General features: G+C 36.6%; 21 protein-coding genes. 5 read left to right on the forward strand and 16 right to left on the reverse strand.

All coding sequences use genetic code 11. The features are described 5' to 3' along the window. Positions 1–424: 424 nt before the first annotated feature. The 3 genes from QZ138_RS06890 to QZ138_RS06900 form a co-directional block, all read right to left on the reverse strand. Positions 425–3,526 carry a hypothetical protein gene (locus QZ138_RS06890; protein WP_292887866.1) on the reverse strand — a complete coding sequence of 1,034 codons (3,102 nt, stop codon included), beginning with the start codon at positions 3,524–3,526 and terminating at the stop codon, positions 425–427. A 175-nt stretch (positions 3,527–3,701) separates the two neighbouring features. Beyond that, a complete protein-coding gene (locus tag QZ138_RS06895; RefSeq protein ID WP_292887869.1) occupies positions 3,702–4,133 on the reverse strand; it encodes a hypothetical protein in 432 nt (143 codons plus the stop codon). Positions 4,134–4,280: 147 nt separating this feature from the next. Further along, complete coding sequence (locus QZ138_RS06900) at positions 4,281–6,632, reverse strand: Ig-like domain repeat protein (RefSeq protein WP_292887872.1); 2,352 nt, start codon at positions 6,630–6,632, stop codon at positions 4,281–4,283. A 456-nt stretch (positions 6,633–7,088) separates the two neighbouring features. Between QZ138_RS06900 and QZ138_RS06905 the strand changes: the two genes are divergently transcribed. Both QZ138_RS06905 and QZ138_RS06910 read left to right on the forward strand, forming a co-directional pair. Beyond that, a complete protein-coding gene (locus QZ138_RS06905) occupies positions 7,089–7,655 on the forward strand; it encodes a hypothetical protein (protein ID WP_292887875.1) in 567 nt (188 codons plus the stop codon). Between the two features lie 181 nt (positions 7,656–7,836). Continuing rightward, the gene (locus QZ138_RS06910; protein ID WP_292887878.1) at positions 7,837–8,436 is read left to right on the forward strand and encodes a hypothetical protein; all 600 of its coding nucleotides are present in this window, start codon (positions 7,837–7,839) and stop codon (positions 8,434–8,436) included. Positions 8,437–8,439: 3 nt separating this feature from the next. Here QZ138_RS06910 and ung read toward each other — a convergent pair whose 3' ends face one another. From ung to QZ138_RS06955, 9 genes are all read right to left on the reverse strand, one after another. After that, positions 8,440–9,114 carry a uracil-DNA glycosylase gene (ung, locus tag QZ138_RS06915; protein WP_292887881.1) on the reverse strand — a complete coding sequence of 225 codons (675 nt, stop codon included), beginning with the start codon at positions 9,112–9,114 and terminating at the stop codon, positions 8,440–8,442. A gap of 15 nt (positions 9,115–9,129) precedes the next feature. Beyond that, complete coding sequence (locus QZ138_RS06920; RefSeq protein ID WP_292887884.1) at positions 9,130–9,588, reverse strand: pyridoxamine 5'-phosphate oxidase family protein; 459 nt, start codon at positions 9,586–9,588, stop codon at positions 9,130–9,132. A gap of 26 nt (positions 9,589–9,614) precedes the next feature. Continuing rightward, positions 9,615–10,040, reverse strand: coding sequence for a hypothetical protein (locus tag QZ138_RS06925; protein WP_292887887.1), 426 nt, complete (start codon positions 10,038–10,040; stop codon positions 9,615–9,617). Positions 10,041–10,042: 2 nt separating this feature from the next. Then, a complete protein-coding gene (locus tag QZ138_RS06930; protein WP_292887890.1) occupies positions 10,043–11,185 on the reverse strand; it encodes a toxic anion resistance protein in 1,143 nt (380 codons plus the stop codon). 12 nt (positions 11,186–11,197) lie between these two features. After that, positions 11,198–11,776: a zinc ribbon domain-containing protein gene (locus QZ138_RS06935; RefSeq protein WP_292887893.1), complete on the reverse strand. Its 579-nt coding sequence runs from the start codon at positions 11,774–11,776 to the stop codon at positions 11,198–11,200. Positions 11,777–11,784: 8 nt separating this feature from the next. Further along, entirely contained in the window at positions 11,785–12,690 is a 906-nt protein-coding gene (locus QZ138_RS06940; protein ID WP_292887895.1) for a hypothetical protein, read from the reverse strand. Positions 12,691–12,767: 77 nt separating this feature from the next. Continuing rightward, positions 12,768–13,208, reverse strand: coding sequence for a D-aminoacyl-tRNA deacylase (dtd, locus tag QZ138_RS06945; RefSeq protein ID WP_292887898.1), 441 nt, complete (start codon positions 13,206–13,208; stop codon positions 12,768–12,770). After that, entirely contained in the window at positions 13,209–14,456 is a 1,248-nt protein-coding gene (gene sstT, locus QZ138_RS06950) for a serine/threonine transporter SstT (protein ID WP_292887901.1), read from the reverse strand. A gap of 7 nt (positions 14,457–14,463) precedes the next feature. After that, positions 14,464–15,417: a malate dehydrogenase gene (locus tag QZ138_RS06955; RefSeq protein WP_292887904.1), complete on the reverse strand. Its 954-nt coding sequence runs from the start codon at positions 15,415–15,417 to the stop codon at positions 14,464–14,466. A gap of 170 nt (positions 15,418–15,587) precedes the next feature. Between QZ138_RS06955 and QZ138_RS06960 the strand changes: the two genes are divergently transcribed. After that, positions 15,588–16,238, forward strand: a complete 651-nt coding sequence (locus tag QZ138_RS06960; protein ID WP_292887907.1) for a type I restriction-modification enzyme R subunit C-terminal domain-containing protein — start codon at positions 15,588–15,590, stop codon at positions 16,236–16,238. A 15-nt stretch (positions 16,239–16,253) separates the two neighbouring features. After that, the gene (locus QZ138_RS06965) at positions 16,254–17,051 is read left to right on the forward strand and encodes an amidohydrolase family protein (RefSeq protein WP_292887910.1); all 798 of its coding nucleotides are present in this window, start codon (positions 16,254–16,256) and stop codon (positions 17,049–17,051) included. A 63-nt stretch (positions 17,052–17,114) separates the two neighbouring features. Here QZ138_RS06965 and QZ138_RS06970 read toward each other — a convergent pair whose 3' ends face one another. The 3 genes from QZ138_RS06970 to QZ138_RS06980 form a co-directional block, all read right to left on the reverse strand. Then, the gene (locus QZ138_RS06970) at positions 17,115–17,522 is read right to left on the reverse strand and encodes an NUDIX domain-containing protein (RefSeq protein ID WP_292887955.1); all 408 of its coding nucleotides are present in this window, start codon (positions 17,520–17,522) and stop codon (positions 17,115–17,117) included. 67 nt (positions 17,523–17,589) lie between these two features. Further along, the gene (locus QZ138_RS06975; RefSeq protein WP_292887913.1) at positions 17,590–18,591 is read right to left on the reverse strand and encodes a GGGtGRT protein; all 1,002 of its coding nucleotides are present in this window, start codon (positions 18,589–18,591) and stop codon (positions 17,590–17,592) included. 5 nt (positions 18,592–18,596) lie between these two features. Further along, positions 18,597–19,289 carry an iron-sulfur cluster assembly scaffold protein gene (locus QZ138_RS06980; RefSeq protein ID WP_292887916.1) on the reverse strand — a complete coding sequence of 231 codons (693 nt, stop codon included), beginning with the start codon at positions 19,287–19,289 and terminating at the stop codon, positions 18,597–18,599. A 257-nt stretch (positions 19,290–19,546) separates the two neighbouring features. On the opposite strand from QZ138_RS06980, the gene QZ138_RS06985 reads away from it, so the two are divergent. Then, positions 19,547–20,326: an NAD(+)/NADH kinase gene (locus QZ138_RS06985; RefSeq protein ID WP_292887918.1), complete on the forward strand. Its 780-nt coding sequence runs from the start codon at positions 19,547–19,549 to the stop codon at positions 20,324–20,326. Here the strand turns inward: QZ138_RS06985 and QZ138_RS06990 are convergent. Continuing rightward, positions 20,319–20,558: a 4Fe-4S binding protein gene (locus tag QZ138_RS06990; RefSeq protein WP_292601151.1), complete on the reverse strand. Its 240-nt coding sequence runs from the start codon at positions 20,556–20,558 to the stop codon at positions 20,319–20,321. The two genes, QZ138_RS06985 and QZ138_RS06990, sit on opposite strands and share 8 nt — an antisense overlap. Positions 20,559–20,585 lie beyond the last annotated feature (27 nt).

Below are 20,585 nucleotides of genomic sequence, written 5' to 3' on the forward strand. Positions count from 1 at the left end.
GAGATGTAAATGCTGCAAAAAACATTTTAGACGAAGGTCTACGCGCCACTGGTTCAATGGTGCTATGCTTAGTAGATTTCATGCCTAATAGTCAAGGAAGATCCACATATTATTATGAATGGAAATGCTTTGACGAAAAAATAGGCATGGCCTAAGAATCTCCGGCTTCTACAAGCCGGAGAGGTTCAAGACATGCATTAAAGTAAAATAGGATTTATAAAAATAAATTCAGGAATCTTGAGTTTAAAAGCAATCGAATGGCATGATGATGGAAGTTATTCTTTATTTTGAAAAATAGGTCCTTAAAAAGAGTTTTTCTAAATGGCCTATAAAAGATTTATATATGCTTTAAAAAGGGACTACCAATATTTCAAAAATATCGGTAGCAAAATGAACATTTAGAAAATCTTGAAAAATTTTAGCCTCATTTTCCCATTGCTTCATTGTTTTCCAAATCGGCATTGTCAACAAGGGAAATTTCCACAACCGGCATTGATTTGTCATTTAAAAATTCTTTTAAATTTTTTAAATCTTTAGATTTGATTTTTCTGTCTTTGAGGGTAAATAATTCGGATTTTTCCAGGAAATTCTTAACTTTTTTCTCGTCAATGCTTTCACCGTCATTTTCAGTGAATTCCAGTCTTTGATTGATGATGTCATGCTCCTGCCAGTTCCTATAATCTGCACTGCCCAAGTCTTTTTTAAGCTTTTTGTTTAGGAACTTTACAGGTATTCCAATATCTCGGGCCTTTTTGAATGCCAGTACCCTTGGAAGAACAACTCCCAACTCAAAAATCTGTGAAAAAATCCTGAATCTTTCTTCCCCATCCTTTCCGCAGACATACCATTCATAGATTTCATCAACACTTATTCCAACTGATTTGGCCAGTTTGACACCTGTTGTTTTGTTCTTGTTGATTCCATCAGCGATTAGTATTATCCTTTCCATCAGGATGATGTCCTCAATGTATTCCTTATTCTCTTCAAATTCCTCCCTTGAAAGATATGAGTTTTTCAAAGAGATTTTCAGGGATTTTTTTGAAAGAATGTTATCTACAAGGAGGTTTATCTTAACATCGAAAAAGTCATGATAGAAATCCTTGAACTGTTCATTCCCCTCCTTTCCCAAATCATAATAATGGTCAAGTTCCTCTTTGCTTAGTTTGGCATGCTTTAATGATTTGAATAGTGATTTTGTCTGAAAATCATTAAGGAATATGTCCAGATGTTTTGGAATGACCCTGTTTTCATATAAGTAAAATAGTTCCTCATATTTTTTGAATCCGTTCTGGCCAAGTTCAATGAACTCATCAATCGTTTTGATGGAGATGTCACAAAGTTCGGCCACTTCAATCTTGGATTTTCCTTGATTGAATCCATCCACAACCAAATTGATGGTTATGTGCCTGATTCTTTTTGCAAATTCATCAAATATGTCGAATTCAGGATGATTCAGCCACTTATTTATTGTCATGTTTGACAGCCCAACACTTTTGGCGGCTTCCGGCTTGTTTTTGCCGCTGATTCTAGTCTTGATATATTTGTCCATCAGTTCAAAGGTGGTGTTTAAGTAAAAAAGACTGGCTTTTCTTGTTGATATGAACCTGTCCTGGTCCTTAAAGTACCATTCGTTAAATTCCCTTTGTGATATTTCGCACTTCTGTATGGCGTTGTAGAAATCCTCCTGTTTAATGATTTCTATGAATAATTTTTTCCTGCTTTTCTCATATTCAACATCAAATCTTAAATAAAACTCGGTTTTTTCTCTCTTGCTCGTATTGTAAATTTCCACAAATTCCCTTGGTGTAAGGTTTGCATAAAAAATGGCTTCCTGCTTGCTTTTGCCTTCCCTTATTCCATTTATGATCCGTCCCCTTTTTATCAGGTCGGATGTGATTTTTGCATTCATGCTTTCAAATTGACGGTATAGTTCCTCATGTTTTGACCATGAGTTGTACATGTCTTTTGAAATATTAATCTTTTTTAGGATTTCCCGCTTGTTCCAATCATTTTTGCGGTACTCAATATACTTCTCCATCAGCAATTCGGTTGTTTTAACGTAAAAGTCTGACAATCCTTTTTCACTTTCGTAATACCATTTCAGAAACTCTGTTTTTGTAATCTTTGACAGCCTGATTGCCCTGTTCAAATTGTGATTCTGGAGGTGTCTTAGTATTGATTTTTGTCTTTTTTCTATGTATTCCCTGTTGAAGTCCTGATAGAATTCATCATTGGCATCCTGTGAGATGCGATACATCTTTTCGAAATCCTCTTTTGTTACCTTTGCTGACTTTAGGGCTTCATTCAATGTTCTGTTGTTTTTGAGTTCCGATATGATCAAATCCCTTTTGAAGTTTTTGTTTTTCTTTGTGAACTTGCCTGCAATAAAATGAGTTTTCCAAAAGCAATAAATGTCTTTTGGGATATGTAGCCTGATTAATATATCCTCATCGTCCTCATGGCCTTTCCTTTTCATTTTAAAGAAATCATCAATCAATATCTTGTTATATAATATGAATGCATCATTTATTGTGCCGTTGTTGAATGATTCCTTTTCACGGTGAAACCAGTATTTGACATCCAGCTCATTCATCGATGATTTCCTCATGCTCCTTTTGATGTCTTTTGACTGCAAAAGCTCATCTTCGAATGACTTTTCTATCTTGGCAGTTGCAAGCTTGAAGAATTCCCTGTAGGGCAACTGGTCCTTGCATCCTTTTATGTATTCAGGGGTCTTCTTTATTTCAGCTGCTGAAATCTCGTTCCTGTAAAATCTTGTAATCAGTATCCCTATTTCAATATACTGGTCAATTTCATGGAGGTACTCATTGAAATTCTCCCGGTGTATTGTATAATACTCGCCGTCATTTGTTACAGCATCAAATCTTGACAGGTCCATCAAAAGCAGAATTGCCCGACTCTCATTGATTCCAAATTCAATAAGGTCCTGCCTTGTAAATGGGGAGTCATTGAAAGTATTTTGAATGCTCAGCATGAAATTGGCATTTTCTATTTTCTGATTGCATATCTTGCACATGTTTGACATGGATTTTTTGTTTGAATTTCCGCAGATGATGCAGTTTTCAAAATGGATATCGATTTGGGTTGGTTTTTTGTAATCGGGGATGCTTATGTAAGCCTCATTTTCACAGAAATCCCTGAAATACTTTTTTGAAATGTAGTATAGTCTCTTGTGCAGGTCGAATGCCAGCTTTTTTTCTTCTGATGATTCTAGTGATTCCTTATGGATTTTGTTCCTGAGGTTATATGCCTCCTGGAGCTTGTTTTTATAGATGTAGCTTATAACTCCGGACCTATAAAGGTTATCCACCTTTTTATAGAATGATTTCAAATGCTTTTCAAGCTTTTTATTTGAAATCCTGTATATATCCTTAACCAGATTTTCTAAAAATAATGTTGCATCTGCCGTCACCGCCCTTGGTGAGTTTAACGCATCCTCTTCCAGTTTCACACCAATTTCATATAGATCTCTGTTAAAACTTTTTAAAAAATCAAAACTTGTCATATCATCAACCTACCATATTAAATGTAGTGATATCTATAAAACTGGACATATATAAGTGCTTTGCATTTTTAAAAGCATTATTGATGTTAATTTGTAAAATTACAAGTTATTAGCAATATTTACTTGAACATGAAAAGAAATATATTGATGATGGAAAAATAGAGGGGAAAAAGAATTATTTTTTAATTGGTGTGATATTATTTAGCTTGTTGAACTCTAGCATGTTGGAATAGGTATTCGACAAATCATTTTCCGTGCCGGTTTTGGCAAAGTCAATAATGAATTTGTTTCCTTCAACTTCAACAAGTTCAAAGGAACCTATTTCATTTACGCTGCCGTCAGTATAGTTATATGTATTGTTCTTATCCTTATGCACAACATATTTATTGGAGGTGTCGTTGGTGATGTAATCCTTCCAATCATGTGCGTTGTATTTTACAACAGACAGTATTTCATCTGCATTCTTAAAAGAGTCATATAATACGTAAACACCGTCACCAATGTCCTCAAAATTGGCTGGTGTCTTAAAACTGGTTTGGTTAGCTGCGCTTGCAGCACCTACAATCATCATGGCAAACAGTAAAAACAAAATTATTTTTTTAAACATTTTCTCACCCATTTACTTAATATTATGAAAATGTTATTATTTAAATTAATCAGTTATAATGATTTTCAGTTGCAAAAAAAGTTGGATATTTAATTTTGAAAGATAATTAAAAAAAGTTAAAAAATATTAAAAAGGAAAAAATAGAATTTAGAATGGAAGACTTGCATATCTGCTATGCAAACTAAATGACTTAGTATTCCAATTTACTATTTTTCCAAAAGAGTTTCTAGTACTAGTCGGATCTGCACAAATCCAAGTATCTCCAATAAGAACTTGCGCCCATACGTGACCGTATGTACTTCCACTTGAGAATCTGCATGTTCCATGAACATACCTAGCTGGAAGACCTGCTGTTCTATACATAGCAACCAACAAGTGTGCTTGGTCAACACAGTTACCTCTTCCTGCACTTAATGTACCTGCAGCACCGAATTTGGTATCATAATAGAAACTGTATGATATTGAATCCCTTACGTAATTATATATAGCTTCTGCTTTTGCATAATCACTGGTTAAACCACTAGTTACTGAATTGACTTTTGATTTAATCTTAGAGTTTCCAACTTGACAGTTGGTGGTTGACTTAAGATAAGGGGCCAAATTATCAATGGTGTTCTTTTCAGTTACACCTTTGATATCGGTTGAGGTAGTGATACTAACTGATGCTGTTGTTGAATTAGGAAGGTATTCGTTACTACCATCAAATTTAACAGTAACAGTATATTTTCCTACAGGAGCGGTTGCCTTAATTTTAGCATAACCGTTTGAGGCAGTAGTGGCAGAGTATGTTTTAGAATTGATAATTACCTTAATAGTTTGTCCTGAAATAGCTTTACCATCCAAATCGGTTAACAATACTTTAAATGTTTGCGGTGAACCTGAAAATGAAGACCCGCTTTTCCAAGTAAGCATTGATTCGCTTCTCAGTTTTACTGTTATAGGAGTAATTGCGGACTTTCCATTTACTTTTGATTCCTTCTTGAGTGAATATTTAATAGTATAGTTACCAAGTTCCAATTTTATTGGAAGTGATGCTATTCCGTCATTATTGGTAGTTTTGGTATAAGTGTTACCATCAACTTCAAAAGTTATTGTTCTTTTAGCTAAAGCAACACCTCCAGCTGTAGCCGCTACTTTAAATGGAGTACCGGCCCCGTAACCAAAGGTTGTAGTACTTTTTACAGTCAGTACTGAATTTTTGGTAGTGAGTACTGTTACTAGATAATTAGCTTTTGAAGCCTTATAATTGCTTGTTCCTGAAAATGTGTATTTGACTTTATATACACCTTTTTTCAAGGACGGCAATTTAAGATAAACTACTCCTTTACTATTGGTCTTTTTAGTGTAGGTTTTTCCATTGATTTTGATTTTGATTATTTTACCAGAAGTTGGAGCATAACCTAAACTATTTTTCAATGTGACTTTGATTGTTTTCTTATCCTTTTTAAGGAATGTATAATGTTTTGTTGTTAATTTAGTGGATACTTTCTTGTAAACCTTTATTTTGAAGGTCTTGTATGATCCATCCCTATTATAACAATAAATTGTATATGTTCCTTTTTTAAGTTTTTTTACAGATAAACTTGCCTTACCATTAGCCTTGGTTTTTACTTTGTAGATTTTACCTTTAAGCTTGAACTTAATAGTTTTTTTAGCCAATGCCTTACCGTTGCTCTTGTAGAATTTTGCGGTGAATTTCTTGTTGTCACCTGCAACCTTCTTGAGAGTGGTTGCGCTGACTGTAGGCAAAATCTTGAAAGTGGTTGTTACCTGATATCCTGTTATTGGATCGGTTGAAGTAACCTTATAGGTTCCAGGCTTTAAGTTGACCGGAACGCTTGCCACACCATTTGCATTAGTCCTTTTGGTGTAGGATTTTCCATTAACAGTAATAGTCACATCTCTATTTGCTAAAACGTTGCCGTAACTATCATAGAATGTAGCACTGTACTGTGTGCTTCCCTTATAGTATTTTGTGATGTCTGCCGCTTTGACGGTAGACAATATTTCTAATGTAGAAGTCAAATTACTGGTGGCGTCATATGTATCGTCACCTGCAAAATAAGCAGTTACGCTGTATTTTCCCGGTGTCAATGTCAGATTTAAGCTGGCAACGCCATTGTCATCAGTATTGGCAACATAATTAACATTATCAATTACAAAATTAACAGGTTTGTTCGCCAATGTGCTGCTTGAATTTGAATCCTTCAAGGTCACATTGTATGAGCCCTTATAATATATAGTATTGGTTGGGTCAGTTAATTCCGTATGATTTTTACTATCTTCTTCTAAAACAATTTCTTCATTGTCAGTTGATAAAGTATTTGAATTAACAGATTCTATGTCACTAGTTTGACTTTCACTTTCAAGTTGGATTGAATCATCGCTAGAACTTGTCATATTTGAATCTGTTATATTAACATCACTTGCTTGAATAGCACTTATTGATAAAACACAAAGCAATGCAAAAAGCAAAGTGAGTAATATTTTTTTGTTCAAAATATTTTACCTCCATTTTAGAATTTTTTTATAGTATCCGTGAGATTAAACTCACTTCACCAATATTTATTACAAATATCTTATATAAACCTTTTTATTAGCTAAATCGATTTAAAATTACTCAATTTTAAAAAATAAGCTTAATACTTTATGAATATTTAGTTTATACATAACATTCATTTGAATCTGACTACAAAAAGATTAAAATATATGAAATAATCTTTTAACAACTAAAAGTATTTAAAAATCAAAATAATGATTAAAGTAGTTATAATATAAAAATGCCTATAATTTATAGGTATATTAGAATAATTAATGGATTTAAGAAGAATTATATATAAAATAGCTAATTTTAAAGTAGTATAATTAAAATCAAACTATTTTTATCAAATTAATTATTTTTTTGCCATTTCCACGATAATAACCTATTTAAACCTTAAAAACAATTAAAAAAATATGGAAAATTCAACAAAAGTTAATAAAAAATCTATTGAAAAAATTTACCGAAGGTTGGATAAGGTTTCACCAGTTGATTTCGATTGCGGAAAATTATGTGGTGAGATATGCTGTGTCTTTGACAGTGAGGAATATCCCAATGAAGACCTTGCACTATTTCTTATGCCTGGCGAAGAGCTGATGTATGAGGACAGCGATGAATTTGAACTGTATTACATTGATGCAAAAGAGTTGGACTTCCCCCATTCATGGAAAGGGGATGTTTGCCTTGTCAAATGCATAAATCCTCCAAGATGCGACAGATCCATCAGGCCAATACAATGCAGGACATTTCCCCTGGTGCCACACATATCCAAAAACGGCGAATTTCATCTGGTATTGGATGCAAGCGAATTTCCATACGAATGTCCAATTATTGAAAGGCACATCCGCTTCAGGGATGATTTTCTAACGGAAACATTTGAGGTATGGAAAACATTGATAAAAAACCCGCTTGTATATGACTTTGTCGATATGGATTCCAGAAGAAGAGAAAACAGAAAAATCGATTTCGAGATTGTCATATGATTTCTACCCAAAATCATTGAAGAATTAGTCCATTAAAATATAAGCTTGAATTTTCTATATGATTTAATTGCTCCCTCATCCAATTAAAATCAATTACAGCCAAAACCATCTCATTAACAATTCATCCATCTATATGAACTTTTCAAATTATTTAATAATGGGGTTATTATAATATATTATCATGATTAGAAAAATTTTGTTTTTTCTCATGGCATTGGCCATACTGATTGGAGCGGTCAACGCAATTGATTCATCCAATTGGACAACAGCCACTGTAGGATATGAGGAGTTCAAGATACCTCCCCAATACGAAAATCCCTATCAGAGCGACTTTCATATGTATGAATTTGACGAAGACATCGATGTTTTTACCATACGCTATGTAAATCCGGCAATAATGGATCTTTACGGATATTTCATTGAACACAACCAGGCCAAAAAAGTCAAGGTTGCCGGCCATGATGCCGTCCACTTCACCACATATGACAGGCATGACGAGAAAAACAACTCAAAACTGTGGTTTTCATCCGGAGAGGAATTCTACTATATAGCCTGGAGGGGAAATAAGATAACACCCGCAATCAAGGAAATAGTCAAATCCTCATCAGATTCCAAATTCTCCCATAAAGAATTCTATGACATCCTAAATGACGAATATAAAAATTATAAGATTGTGAATTCAATTGAATCACAAGTATATGACTATCCGACAAAGGATAAGGGACACCATTCATTCGTATCCTTTGGAAGCAATGGAATCAATTTCGGTGTAATGACCTGAAGACTAAAAAAAGGATTGGACCAAATTCCAATCTATTTCTTCCATTTCATTTTTCCTTAAAAATTCATTAGCCATTTTAAAATGATTGCAGCCGAAAAATCCCCGTCTTGCTGAAAATGGTGAGGGGTGTGATGTAATCAAGACCAAATGATTCGGGTTTGTAATCAATTCCTTTTTCTTTTCGGCCTGTTTTCCCCAAAGCAGAAATACAATGGGTTGTTCCTGGCTGTTCAATATTTTAATCACATTGTCTGTGAAAGTCTGCCAACCGCATTTGCTGTGGGAGTTGGCATTGCCGTCTTGTACTGTCAAAACGGTATTAAGCAAAAAGACACCCTGCTTTGCCCATTTTTCAAGACAACCTGATTCGGGAATGGGATAATCGTATTCTGAATTTATCTCCTTGAATATGTTTTTCAATGATCTTGGAATCGGTCTGCCGTCAGGGGTTGAAAACGCCAGGCCGTGTGCCTGGCCGGCTTCATGATATGGGTCCTGGCCCAAAATAACCACCTTAACGTTACTTAACGGTGTGAACTTGAATGCATTGAATATCTCATCATATGGCGGATAAATCGTTTTAGTTTCATACTCGCTGTCTACAAAATCCATGACCCTTAAAAAATAGTCCTTTTCAAATTCATCCTCTAAAGCCAAATCCCAGTCATTGCCTATCATAATCGTAATTCCTTCCTATTTTTCCTGAACTGTTTTGCCGCTCATATGATCAATTGTTATTTCAAATACTTCTGTTCTATCCAAAAGTCTTGAAATTTCATTGACTGTATCATCATGGCTTGGGAAAAACTTGTCTCCCAAATGTGTGAGTTTATCAATCTTTTCGGCCTTATCTGTGAGTGTCCTGATTTTGCCGAAAACGATTACGCTTCTGAATATATATGACCATCCGTCCCTGTTTTTGACGCCCTCATCCATCACGCAATATGAAACCTTGTCACATCTCTCAACGGCATCGTTTTTGTGACCTTCCATTGCTCCATGGAAGTATATCTTGCCGTCCACATATACATGAGACATTGGAAGTGCATAGGGATAGTCATAATCGCCGAGCAATGCAAGGACACCTCTAGGCTCATTGGTTAGTATATCCACGCATTCCTCTTTTGAAAGCTCCTGCTTATGTCTTCTCATCTTTCTAAAATTCATCATACCACACATTAAAAAATTATCACTAAAAATATTATGAAAATGCAGATCATGCAAAGGCAACAGGCAAAATTATGGGAAATGCCTCCTTTATTTTGACTGTTGGATGACTGATTCAAGTTGGTTTGCTTGATGGTGTATTTTTCATTATTGTCATATACATCTGCAAGCTTAACGGCCACCCATACTGATCTGATTATGCTAATCAACATCAGTATGACTGAAAAAGTGATTATCAATGTTGATGGAACGCTTATTCCATAGATTGCAAATATTATGAAATAGAAAAACCATGGAAATTCATAGGTAATGCCTTCTAAAATCCAATTCCGGTTGTTGTGCTTAAATCCAATATACATGAATCCTAAACCATTCAGGAATATGATAAATGAAAGGATTACCCACCATGAATTTTTAATCTTTTCTGTCAGATTCATATCTATTCTAGAAGATCACTGTTTCCGGTTTCAATTTTTTCAACCACTTTCTGGCCTTCATCGGCCATATCACTAAACATGTTTATGGTTTCCTTCATTTGAGGCAATGCCTGAACCTTGTAATTGCTCACATCATCAATCGCCTGCAGAGCTTCTGCAAATGCTGCCTTTAAAACATCAGGTGAAATCATGGTTTCTGCACTGTGCCTTTGAATTTCGCTTCCTTGCTCCTTAAGCATGTGTGAAGTGGTCTCTATGATGTTTTCTGTGGTCTGGTTAAGGATGGTAATCTTGTCCATGACAATTTTCTGATCATAGAGTGCACTTGCAACCATTACACCAGTCCTTAGGGCTGATACAGTTACGGTCTTTGCACGATTGACTCCTCGTATCAATTCCTTGTTGTTACGTCTGATCACATTCAGTGAAACGATTCCCTGCTGATTTACAACAATCATCTGCTGCATATCCATGATTCTTTGCCTTAATGGGAAGAGGACTTCTTCACGGACAAAATCTATTTTGTTCTGGTCGACACCATCAATTTCAGCTTTCTGGATTTGGGCTTCGATTGATGCGTCCATCTGTTTTCCCAGTTCAATATCAGCAAGAAGCTTGTTTGTCACTTCTCTAAGGTATGTTTCTTCATTTAAAAGAGTGGTGTTGTCATTTTGCAATACTTTGCTGCTTTTGTCAAGTGATTCAACAATGTCTGATATTGCCACTTCAGCTTTCTCATATTTTGCAAAGTATTTTCTGACGGGATTCATCAGGTTTCCAAGGACGCCCTTTTTTGCAAAATCAACTTTGCTTGGATCCAAATCCTTCATCTGCTTGTTGAGTTCAATCAACTGTTCACCAATGTTGTCCGCATCCTTTCCGCCTTTTGTCAAATCAACGAATCTTGTTGCCAACATTTCATTGTGAGATGCTGAACGTGACATTTCATTTAATCCGAAATTATCAAGAGGTTTTAATATTCCATCCCTTTCCTGAGGATTGTTGAGGTCTGTATCAAATATTGCCTGTGCGTTATTGTCCGCCTGAGTCTTGAGATTTGAATCTTCCAGTTTTTCTTTTTCGACATCTATTGACTTTTCAACATCTTCTTTAATACCATCTACATCAAGTGAGAATTCAGCCATTTGCATCACCCATTAATTTAAATAATCAATTTTATTTTTATCAATCTGTTCTGTATATGAATCTATAACTTTTCCACCATTTATAATTTCCACTGTCACATGGTCAGGGTCCGGTAATTTAAATGTGGTATAAAATCCGAAACTGAGCGCATAGTTGCTGTCATAATATACATTATCCAAAGTTTCCGTTTCATGACCAATTTCCGAACCGTTTGAATCATAATATGTAGTTTTAACATTATATCCTTTCAAATTATCGGGAACCTTGTTAAATATTGCCTCAGTATATAATGTATAACTCTTTTTACCGGAATCGCTGTCCCATCCGCTCACATCAGTAATTGTCAGGTCAACTGCATGAGTAACCTCATCGCTTTTATCCGGAGCTTTAGTGTTGTCTTTAAAACTTGAAGACAAGATGAATGCTCCTCCGATAAGCAATATTGCAACTATAAGTATTATAAACAGTGTCGGAAGCGGAAAGCTGCTTAACATCCCTTCGCCTTTCTCCTCAAGAGTGTATCCGCAATCCATACAAAATTTTGCATTATCCGGCAATTCCTTACCGCATTTTGGACAAATCTTACTCATCACATCACCTAATAATCTTTTACGGATTCAATCAAGTTTTCCATATCATCCAACAGATTTTTGACCTCGTCAGTTGATTCGCCTGAAGAGCTGATATTTATTACCAGCTCGTTTGTCAAATCTTCAATCTGGTCGATGATCTTTTTCATTGCATCGATTTTACCTTTAATTTCATCCTGAACCCTTGGTGTGTCTTCAACCGCCAAATCAATAATGTTTGACGCCGCATCTGACTGTGCATAAAACAGCTTATGGCAATTGTCTATCGAGGACATGAATTTGTCATAAGTGATTTGAGGGGGTTCAAAACGTTTTTCAATCAGTTCACGCACTACCTTTTCCTTTACATTGAACAGTACATTCAAGTTGTTGATTTCTTTTTCATATCTTTTCAGGGATTCCAATCCTGTGGATTCCTCAACAGCAGTTGTTGCCTGAACTGGAGTTTCCACTTTTTTGGTTTCCTCAACCGGTTTTTTAACAGTATATTTTGTGTATTTCTTATGATTGAAGATATAATATAGATAAAGTAGCGGCAATATAATAAGAACTAAAATCAGATACATTCCAAATATGTTTCTTGAAAATGTAATTGGAATAGCTATTGAAATTATAACTGTATAATATAATCCCAATATCCATGGTAGTGATTCATGGACTAGTAAAACATCTTTAATACTTCCAAAACCTCTTTTTAGCCTGATTTGTGATGCTGATTTTGATTCGGGAGCATACTGCAAAATTTCATCATCATTTAAAATGTCTTGCTTTGGTTCCACTATGAATCTCACATCAGACAATGTTTCACTACACTTGAGAAGATTTCCTTCACTGTCATAGGCCTTGAAGTCCCTGAAAGTCAGTGGTGTAGTTAGTCGTTTTATCTCCTTTAATTTTGGAATTTTAGTAGACATTTACATTACATCCGTTATTTGGTAAAAATATATTTAGATGTAAATGCTTTTAAATATTTGTATTTAACTTGTTAATATCATTCAAACTCTTTTTCCAAAAGAATGGTGACGGGACCGTTATTCAACAAACTGACCTTCATGAATGCTCCGAATTCTCCTGTTTCAACTTCAACAAATTCACTGCATTTCTCTGTGAAATAATCAAACAGTTCAGTTGCCTTATCCGGAGCTAATGCCTTGTGAAATGATGGCCTGTTCTTTTTGGTATGAGCATATAATGTAAATTGAGGAACCAATAAAAGCTTGCCCCCAATATCCATTACGGACCTGTTCATCCGGCCCTCGTCATCATGAAAAATTCTAAGTTTGGCAAGCCTTCTGGCCAAATAATCCGCCTCTTTGGTGGTATCGCTTTCACCAAAGCCAACCAGAACCATCAAACCGTCTTCAATTTTGCCAACTGTTTTGCCTTCAACTTCCACACTTGCTGATGTCACTCTTTGAACAACTAATTTCATTCATTCACCTTTTTTTGCAAATTCCCCTAAGTAATTGACGGGTTCGCCTCTCTTTGCCCGGTCATAATATTCTGCAGTAGCGGAGAATAATGCATCCCCTGCGGAGTTAAGTGCGGTTTCACATGAATCCTGAATAACTCCAATAATGAATCCGACCGCAACGGCCTGCATTGCTATGTCTGTGCTGATTCCAAATAGTGAACATGCCATTGGAATAAGCAGCAGGGATCCTCCTGCAATACCTGATGCTCCATAAGCCCCCAATGTTGCTATAATGCACAAAACGATAGTTATTGGCAGCGGAGTTGAAATTCCCATGGTATGGCAAACTGCAAGGGTCATGACTGTAATGGTGATTGCAGCCCCTTCCATGTTGATTATCGCACCTAAGGGGATACTGATTGAGAAGAAATCCTTATCCAAACCCAAACGTTCACATAACAGCATATTGACAGGAATATTTGCCGCTGAACTTCTAGAGAAAAATGCGGTAATTCCACTTTCCCTCAAACATGTGAATACTAATGGGTAAGGATTGCGCATTAATGCCACAGCTGAAATAATCGGATCTGTTACAAAGGCAACAAATGCAATACATCCAACAAGCAGTAAGATCAACTGACCGTATTGTGTAAAAATGGAAATTCCGCTTTCGGAAACTGATGCAAACACCAATCCCATAATACCAATCGGTGCAAATTGGATGATGCCTCCGACGATTTTATTCACGGCATTTGCCAAATCATTTAAGATTACCTTGGTGGTGTCACTTGCAACCATCTTAAGGGCAATTCCAAATACAACAGACCAGAAAAGTATTCCGAGATACTGTCCCTTTGATATTAACTCGACAGGATTTGAAAATACTCCCAGAATCATTTTGGACATTATTTCAGTAAGGCTTCCGGGTGCCGCCTGAGTGCTTGCAGCGGTTAAATGCATTGAAACCGGGAATAATGAACTTGCAATGATTGCAACCATTGCAGATAAGAAAGTACTGAAGAGATATAATATTATGACCGTTTTAAATCTGGGCCCTACTCCGCTTTTTGCTTTGGAAAGTGCCGAAGCAATCAAAACAAATACCAATATCGGTGCGATAGCCTTTAATGCACTTACAAATATCTCACCAAAAAAGCCTATAAATTTCCAGTCGGGAACAAAAATTCCTAAAATTACACCTATAATCAGACCAATTACAATTTTTAAAATTAAACTAGATTCAGTCCATTTCTTAATGAAATTCATACTACCATCATTCTATATCCAAATTTTCTAAAACTTCATATGTTGCATCCCGGACTGTACCTGCGGCTTCAAAGAACTCCTTCTTTTCAATATCATTCATGTGAATCGGTACAATCATTGCAACGCCTCTTTTAGTAATTACTGCCGGAACTCCAAGAGAAACCTCCTCAACCCGTTCAATTTCACCATCCAAATAGCTGCTTACAGTCAAGACCCTATGGGAATCTGTAAGGATAGTGGACATCAGATTTGAAATTGCAAAAGCAGGACCATACTCTGTCGCTCCTTTTTTAGATATGATGGTATTTCCTGCACGTTTTAATCGTTCTACTAAACCAGTAATGTCCAAATTGACATATTCCACAAAATATTTTAATGGGATACCACCGATTGTTGTCGAACTTAAAAGAGGAACCATATGGTCTCCATGCTCCCCAATTACCCTGGTATGCACTTCAGAACTGTTGATGTCAATTTGTCTTGAGAAATAATTTTTTAATCTTAATGAATCCAGGTGGTTTCCAACCCCGATGACCTTACTCTTTTTAAATCCTGATGCCTTAAGGGCTATTGTTGTCATCACATCTACAGGATTGGTTGCAACCAATATGATTGAATCAGGAGCATATTCCGCTATCTTTTCAGAATAATAACTTACAATCTTTGCATTTGGAATCGCAAGGTCCAGTCTTTTCATGCCTTTTTTCCTCGGGGTTCCCGCAGCAATAAGCACAATTGCAGAACCTGTAAGATCATTAAAGTCAGAACTTGGTGTCAGTCTACAATCAATATCATTTGCAGCCAGTGCATCATACATATCATATGTTTCACCTTTCGCCTTATCAAGACTTTCAGGCCTTGAAAACATTACTATTTCATCAACTGCATCTTCAAGTGCAAGGGTAAATGCAACGTTTTTGCCAATAATTCCAGTTGATCCTATAATACTTACTTTTGCCATGATAATAATATTGGTTTTCAATATAAAAATAACTTACTAATCTAATTTAAAATTAGAAATTGAATAATAAATTTGAAAATAATTAAATTTAATGAATATAATATATTTTGATATTAGTTTATGTTCATGTTACAATAGATTTATATTCAAATCTGAATATAATAATACTTATGGCAGATGAAGATTTAAAACTTGAAACCAAATGTTATGACGCTAACGAATATGGATATCTATATGGATTGAACAGAAGAATTCCCGATGAAGAGTTCGAAAAGGTAAAGCCATACTTTAGAGAGTTCAGAAGAATGGATTTTAAAGAAGGCAATATTCAGGTCACCGGAAGACCTGAAGGATGGAGATGCCTTGAAAAGGATGTCAGCAAGGTTGAAGAGATTCTTGGAATAACAAACACTTTGGAGTCAAGACAGAACAAAGTAAAGGAAGCATTTGCCGATCCGATTAAAAAAGCTAATTTAATTGACAAGTCATACGAATGGTTGGATATGCTGTTTGAAAAGACAGGCACAAGGCCCGAACAGGACCTTTCAAGACTGGCAGTGCATTCAACTAAAATCTACGACCCTCAGGACAGCTTCAAGAAAGGATATTCAAAAGGGGAAGGTGAACTGTTCATATATACCCCTCATGGAATGTGGTATATCATTAACAACTGCAGCGAATTTTCAGACAAGTCACTGAACAATGTAAAGACACCTTACGGAGGAGCAGTGGGTCACAGATTAATGTATGATGATTTGATTGACAGACTGATTAGAATATACACAGAAGAGAATCTGTATACCGGTGAAAAACTATATTAAGCAGGAGACCAACATATGCAAAAGATTATAAATTCACATTGTCACATTTATCCGGAAAAAATTGCAGACAAGGCAGTTTTGGGAATTAGGGATTTCTATGATTTGGACATGTCTTTGAACGGCAAACTGGATGACCTTATAAGGGACGGAAGCGAAGTTGGAGTGACACATTACCTTGTACATTCCGTTGCGACAACTCCAAAGCAGGTAAAATCAATAAACGAATTCATCGCCCAATCAGTAAACACTCATCCAGACTTATTTACTGGTTTTGGAACCCTTCATCCTGACAGTGATGACATTCAGGGCGATTTTGACTATCTTATCGAATTGGGTTTGAAGGGCGTCAAGCTTCATCCAGATTTCCAGCAGTTCGCCATGAATGAGGACCGTGCATTCAGGATAGGCGAAGTGGTAAGCAAAGCAGATGTTCCGATGCTTGTCCACTGCGGCGACTTCAGATATAACTATTCAAATCCTGAACAGATCAGACCATTTTTAGAAAAGTTTCCGGACATAACATTTATTGGAGCTCATTTTGCCGGATGGAGCATGTGGGAAGAGGCAACCCGCCAATTATCTGATTTTGAAAATCTTTATGTTGATTTAAGCTCAAGCCTATATGCGCTGAGCCCTGAAACAGCACTTGAACTGATCCACTCATATGGTGCAGACAAGGTGCTGTGGGGAACCGACTATCCGATGTGGGAGTCAGTCAGCGAAATGAGATACTTCAACAAAATCGACCTGACCGATGAAGAAAGGCAGCAGATTCTTTATGAAAACGCTGCAAAATTATTAAAACTAGAATGATTCGGTTGACTACACATGTAGCCAACAAAACATGATGGTTACAACAGTAGCCATCTCATACCATTATTTTTTAAATGCATTGACCGCAGGCGGAGTCAACAAAGCGTTTTCAATCATTTCATCGACTTCATCCATATCAAACCATCCGTATTCATCATGCTCCTCGCTTATCGCAACCTCACTGCTGTCGCATGTCACTTTCATGATAAGCTGAATTGATTTAACCTTTTCAGATGTTTTGCATGCAGTATAATCATTTCTCACAACATTATGCAATGAGACAATGTCTATTTCAAGGCCGGTTTCCTCAAGGTATTCCCTTTTTAGGGCCTCATCGAAAAATTCACATTTCTTTACCTTGCCTCCGGGAATTTCCCATTTACCGGCATCATGTGCTGATTTGGACCTGACCTTTAAAAGCAGAACCTTTCCATCAAATTCACAGATTCCCCTTACTGTCAATCCCCACATAGTACTCAAGATATCACCTTAATCTTTGAAATCATATTAAAAAAATAAGTGGAAGGGAATTGAATCCCTATTCCTTCATAGCCTTTTCGACCGCAACGGCCACTGCCACTGAAGCACCAACCATTGGGTTGTTTCCCATACCAATCAGTCCCATCATTTCCACGTGAGCAGGAACTGATGATGAACCGGCAAACTGGGCGTCTGAGTGCATTCTTCCCAGGGTGTCTGTCATACCGTAGGATGCAGGTCCTGCCGCCATGTTGTCTGGGTGCAATGTTCTTCCTGTTCCCCCTCCTGAAGCAACTGAGAAGTACTTTTTGCCCTGAAGGATACATTCCTTCTTGTATGTTCCGGCCACAGGATGCTGGAAACGTGTAGGGTTTGTTGAATTTCCTGTAATTGATACGTCAACGCCTTCAAGATGCATGATTGCTACACCTTCACGAACATCATCGGCACCGTAACATCTTACCTTTGCCCTTTCACCGTCGGAGTAGGCTTTCTCTTTAACTACCTTAACCTCTCCTGTAAAGTAGTCGAATTCTGTTTCCACATGAGTGAATCCGTTGATTCTTGAAATGATTAATGCGGCATCCTTACCAAGACCGTTTAGAATTACCCTTAAAGGTTTCTGGCGGACTTCGTTTGCTGAGTTTGCAATTCCTATTGCCCCTTCGGCTGCAGCAAAACTTTCATGGCCTGCAAGAAATGCAAAGCACTCACTTTCATCACTCAATAACATTGAAGCCAAATTACCATGTCCTAAACCAACCTGCCTGTCATCAGCTACACTTCCAGGTATGCAGAATGCCTGCAGTCCTTCGCCGATTGCCTTTGCGGCATCTGATGCCTTTGTGCATCCTTGCTTAACGGCTATTGCAGCACCTAATGTGTATGCCCAGCAGGCGTTTTCAAAGCAAATCGGTTGAACGCCCTTGACTATTTCATATGGGTCAAATCCCTTGTCAAGGCATATCTGTTTTGCTTCTTCAAGGTCTTTGATGTCATATTTTTCTAAAACAGGAATGATTTGATCAATTCTTCTTTCATAACTTTCAAATAAACTCATTGCAATCACTCCTTTCTTGGATCTATTTTTTTGGCGGCATCATCAAATCTTCCGTATTGTCCGGTTGCCTTTTCAATGGCTTCCATCGGGTCAACGCCATCCTTGATTTGATCAAGCATTACGCCCAGGTTAATGTATTTGTAACCTATGATTTCATCATCTTCATCAAGTCCGATTTCTGTAATGTAGCCTTCTGTCAGCTCAAGATATCTTGGACCTTTCGCTTTTGTTGAATGAATTGTTCCAACCTGGCTTCTATGGCCTTTTCCCAAATCCTCAAGACCTGCACCAATCTGAAGACCCCCTTCTGAAAATGCGGACTGGGTCCTTCCATAAACAATCTGTAAGAATAATTCGCGCATTGCTGTGTTTATTGCATCACAGACAAGATCTGTATTTAATGCCTCAAGGATTGTTTTACCGACAAGTATTTCACCAGCCATTGCGGCAGAGTGAGTCATACCAGAACATCCGAGAGTTTCCACCAATGCTTCTTCAATGATTCCTTCCTTAACGTTTAATGTCAATTTGCAGCATCCCTGCTGAGGTGCGCACCATCCGATTCCATGGGTAAATCCTGAAATATCACTTACTTGCTTTGCTTTTACCCATTTACCTTCTTCAGGTATTGGAGCCGGGTCATGATTTGCGCCTTTTTTTACCTGACACATATTTTCAATTTCTGTTGAATATATCATCTTCTTTCTCCAAAACTTTTTTTGTTAATTTAATATATCTGTTTTATAATTAATAGTATTTTTGCAAAAATTATTTGAAAATGCAATATGGTATAGATTGCATCAACTCCAACTGTGCCAATCAATGTCAGGCAAGTTTTTCTTGCAATTGCAATTGATTTAATTGTATTCATGCCAATGGCCATCAATATTATTGAAGCGGTCTTGAATAATATTGGTGGAAAATCTTAATTAGTTTTTCCCACATAATTTAAATCATGAAAATATTCATTAATGCAGACAGTTTCAAGGAAATTGCCCTAAAAACAAAAGATGATTTGATAAGGTATTGTGAGGAGTTGGACATTGAAATTGCAAGCGACATTTCAGAAGCGGACATTCTTTTTTCAATAGGAGGAGACGGAACATTCCTCAATACTGCAAAAATGACAGACATACCAATTATAGGAATAAATACCGGAACATTGGGCTATCTGACTGAAGTCAATCCCGATGATTTGCAAAAGGCATTGAAAAGTATATTAAGTGACAATTATACCATCGAAAACAGAATGATGGTGGAAGGAAAAATCATCAAATCCGATGGCGATGAGATAACCATTCCCGAATCACTGAATGAAATTGCGATTTCCAAAAACGTCAACGGCGTAGTGAGATTTGATGCCATAGTCAATGGCAAACTTATAACCTCATATATAGCAGACGGCATATTAGTATGCACACCAACAGGCTCGACTGCATATAATCTGTCCTGCGGCGGACCTATTGTTGATCCCACTGCCGAAATATTGACCATAACTCCAATAGCTCCACATACAGTACTCAACAAAAGCATAGTCCTTTCAAAAAATTCAATAATCAAGATAAAAATAACAGAACTGAGAGACAACACTTCCGCGTATGTTTTAAACGACGGCATTCCAAATAAATTGGAAAGCGGAGATATTGTGGAGATAAAAAAATCAGATAAAATAACAAAAATAATAAAATTAGAGGATAGAAGTTTCATTGACACAGTTCGTGAAAACCTCAGTTAACTGTAATGCAGTCATTGGGACATATTGCCATGCACACCTTGCAGCTCTTGCAAACCTGTGGATCCCGGACAGTTGTAACATCATCCACAATAATCAGGACATTATTGGGACATGCGACTGTGCATTTCTCACATCCTCCGCAGTCATCGGTGTTGATTTCAATGTGTGAATCCTCAACAGCCTCTTGCTTTTTTTCCTTTTTTCCTCTTTTGAATAATGAACCTAAACCCATAAGAAACACTCGTTTTTTAAAATAAGG

This window comes from Methanobrevibacter sp. UBA212 (assembly GCF_905233225.1).
In the GTDB taxonomy this organism is placed as follows: Archaea; Methanobacteriota; Methanobacteria; order Methanobacteriales; family Methanobacteriaceae; genus Methanocatella.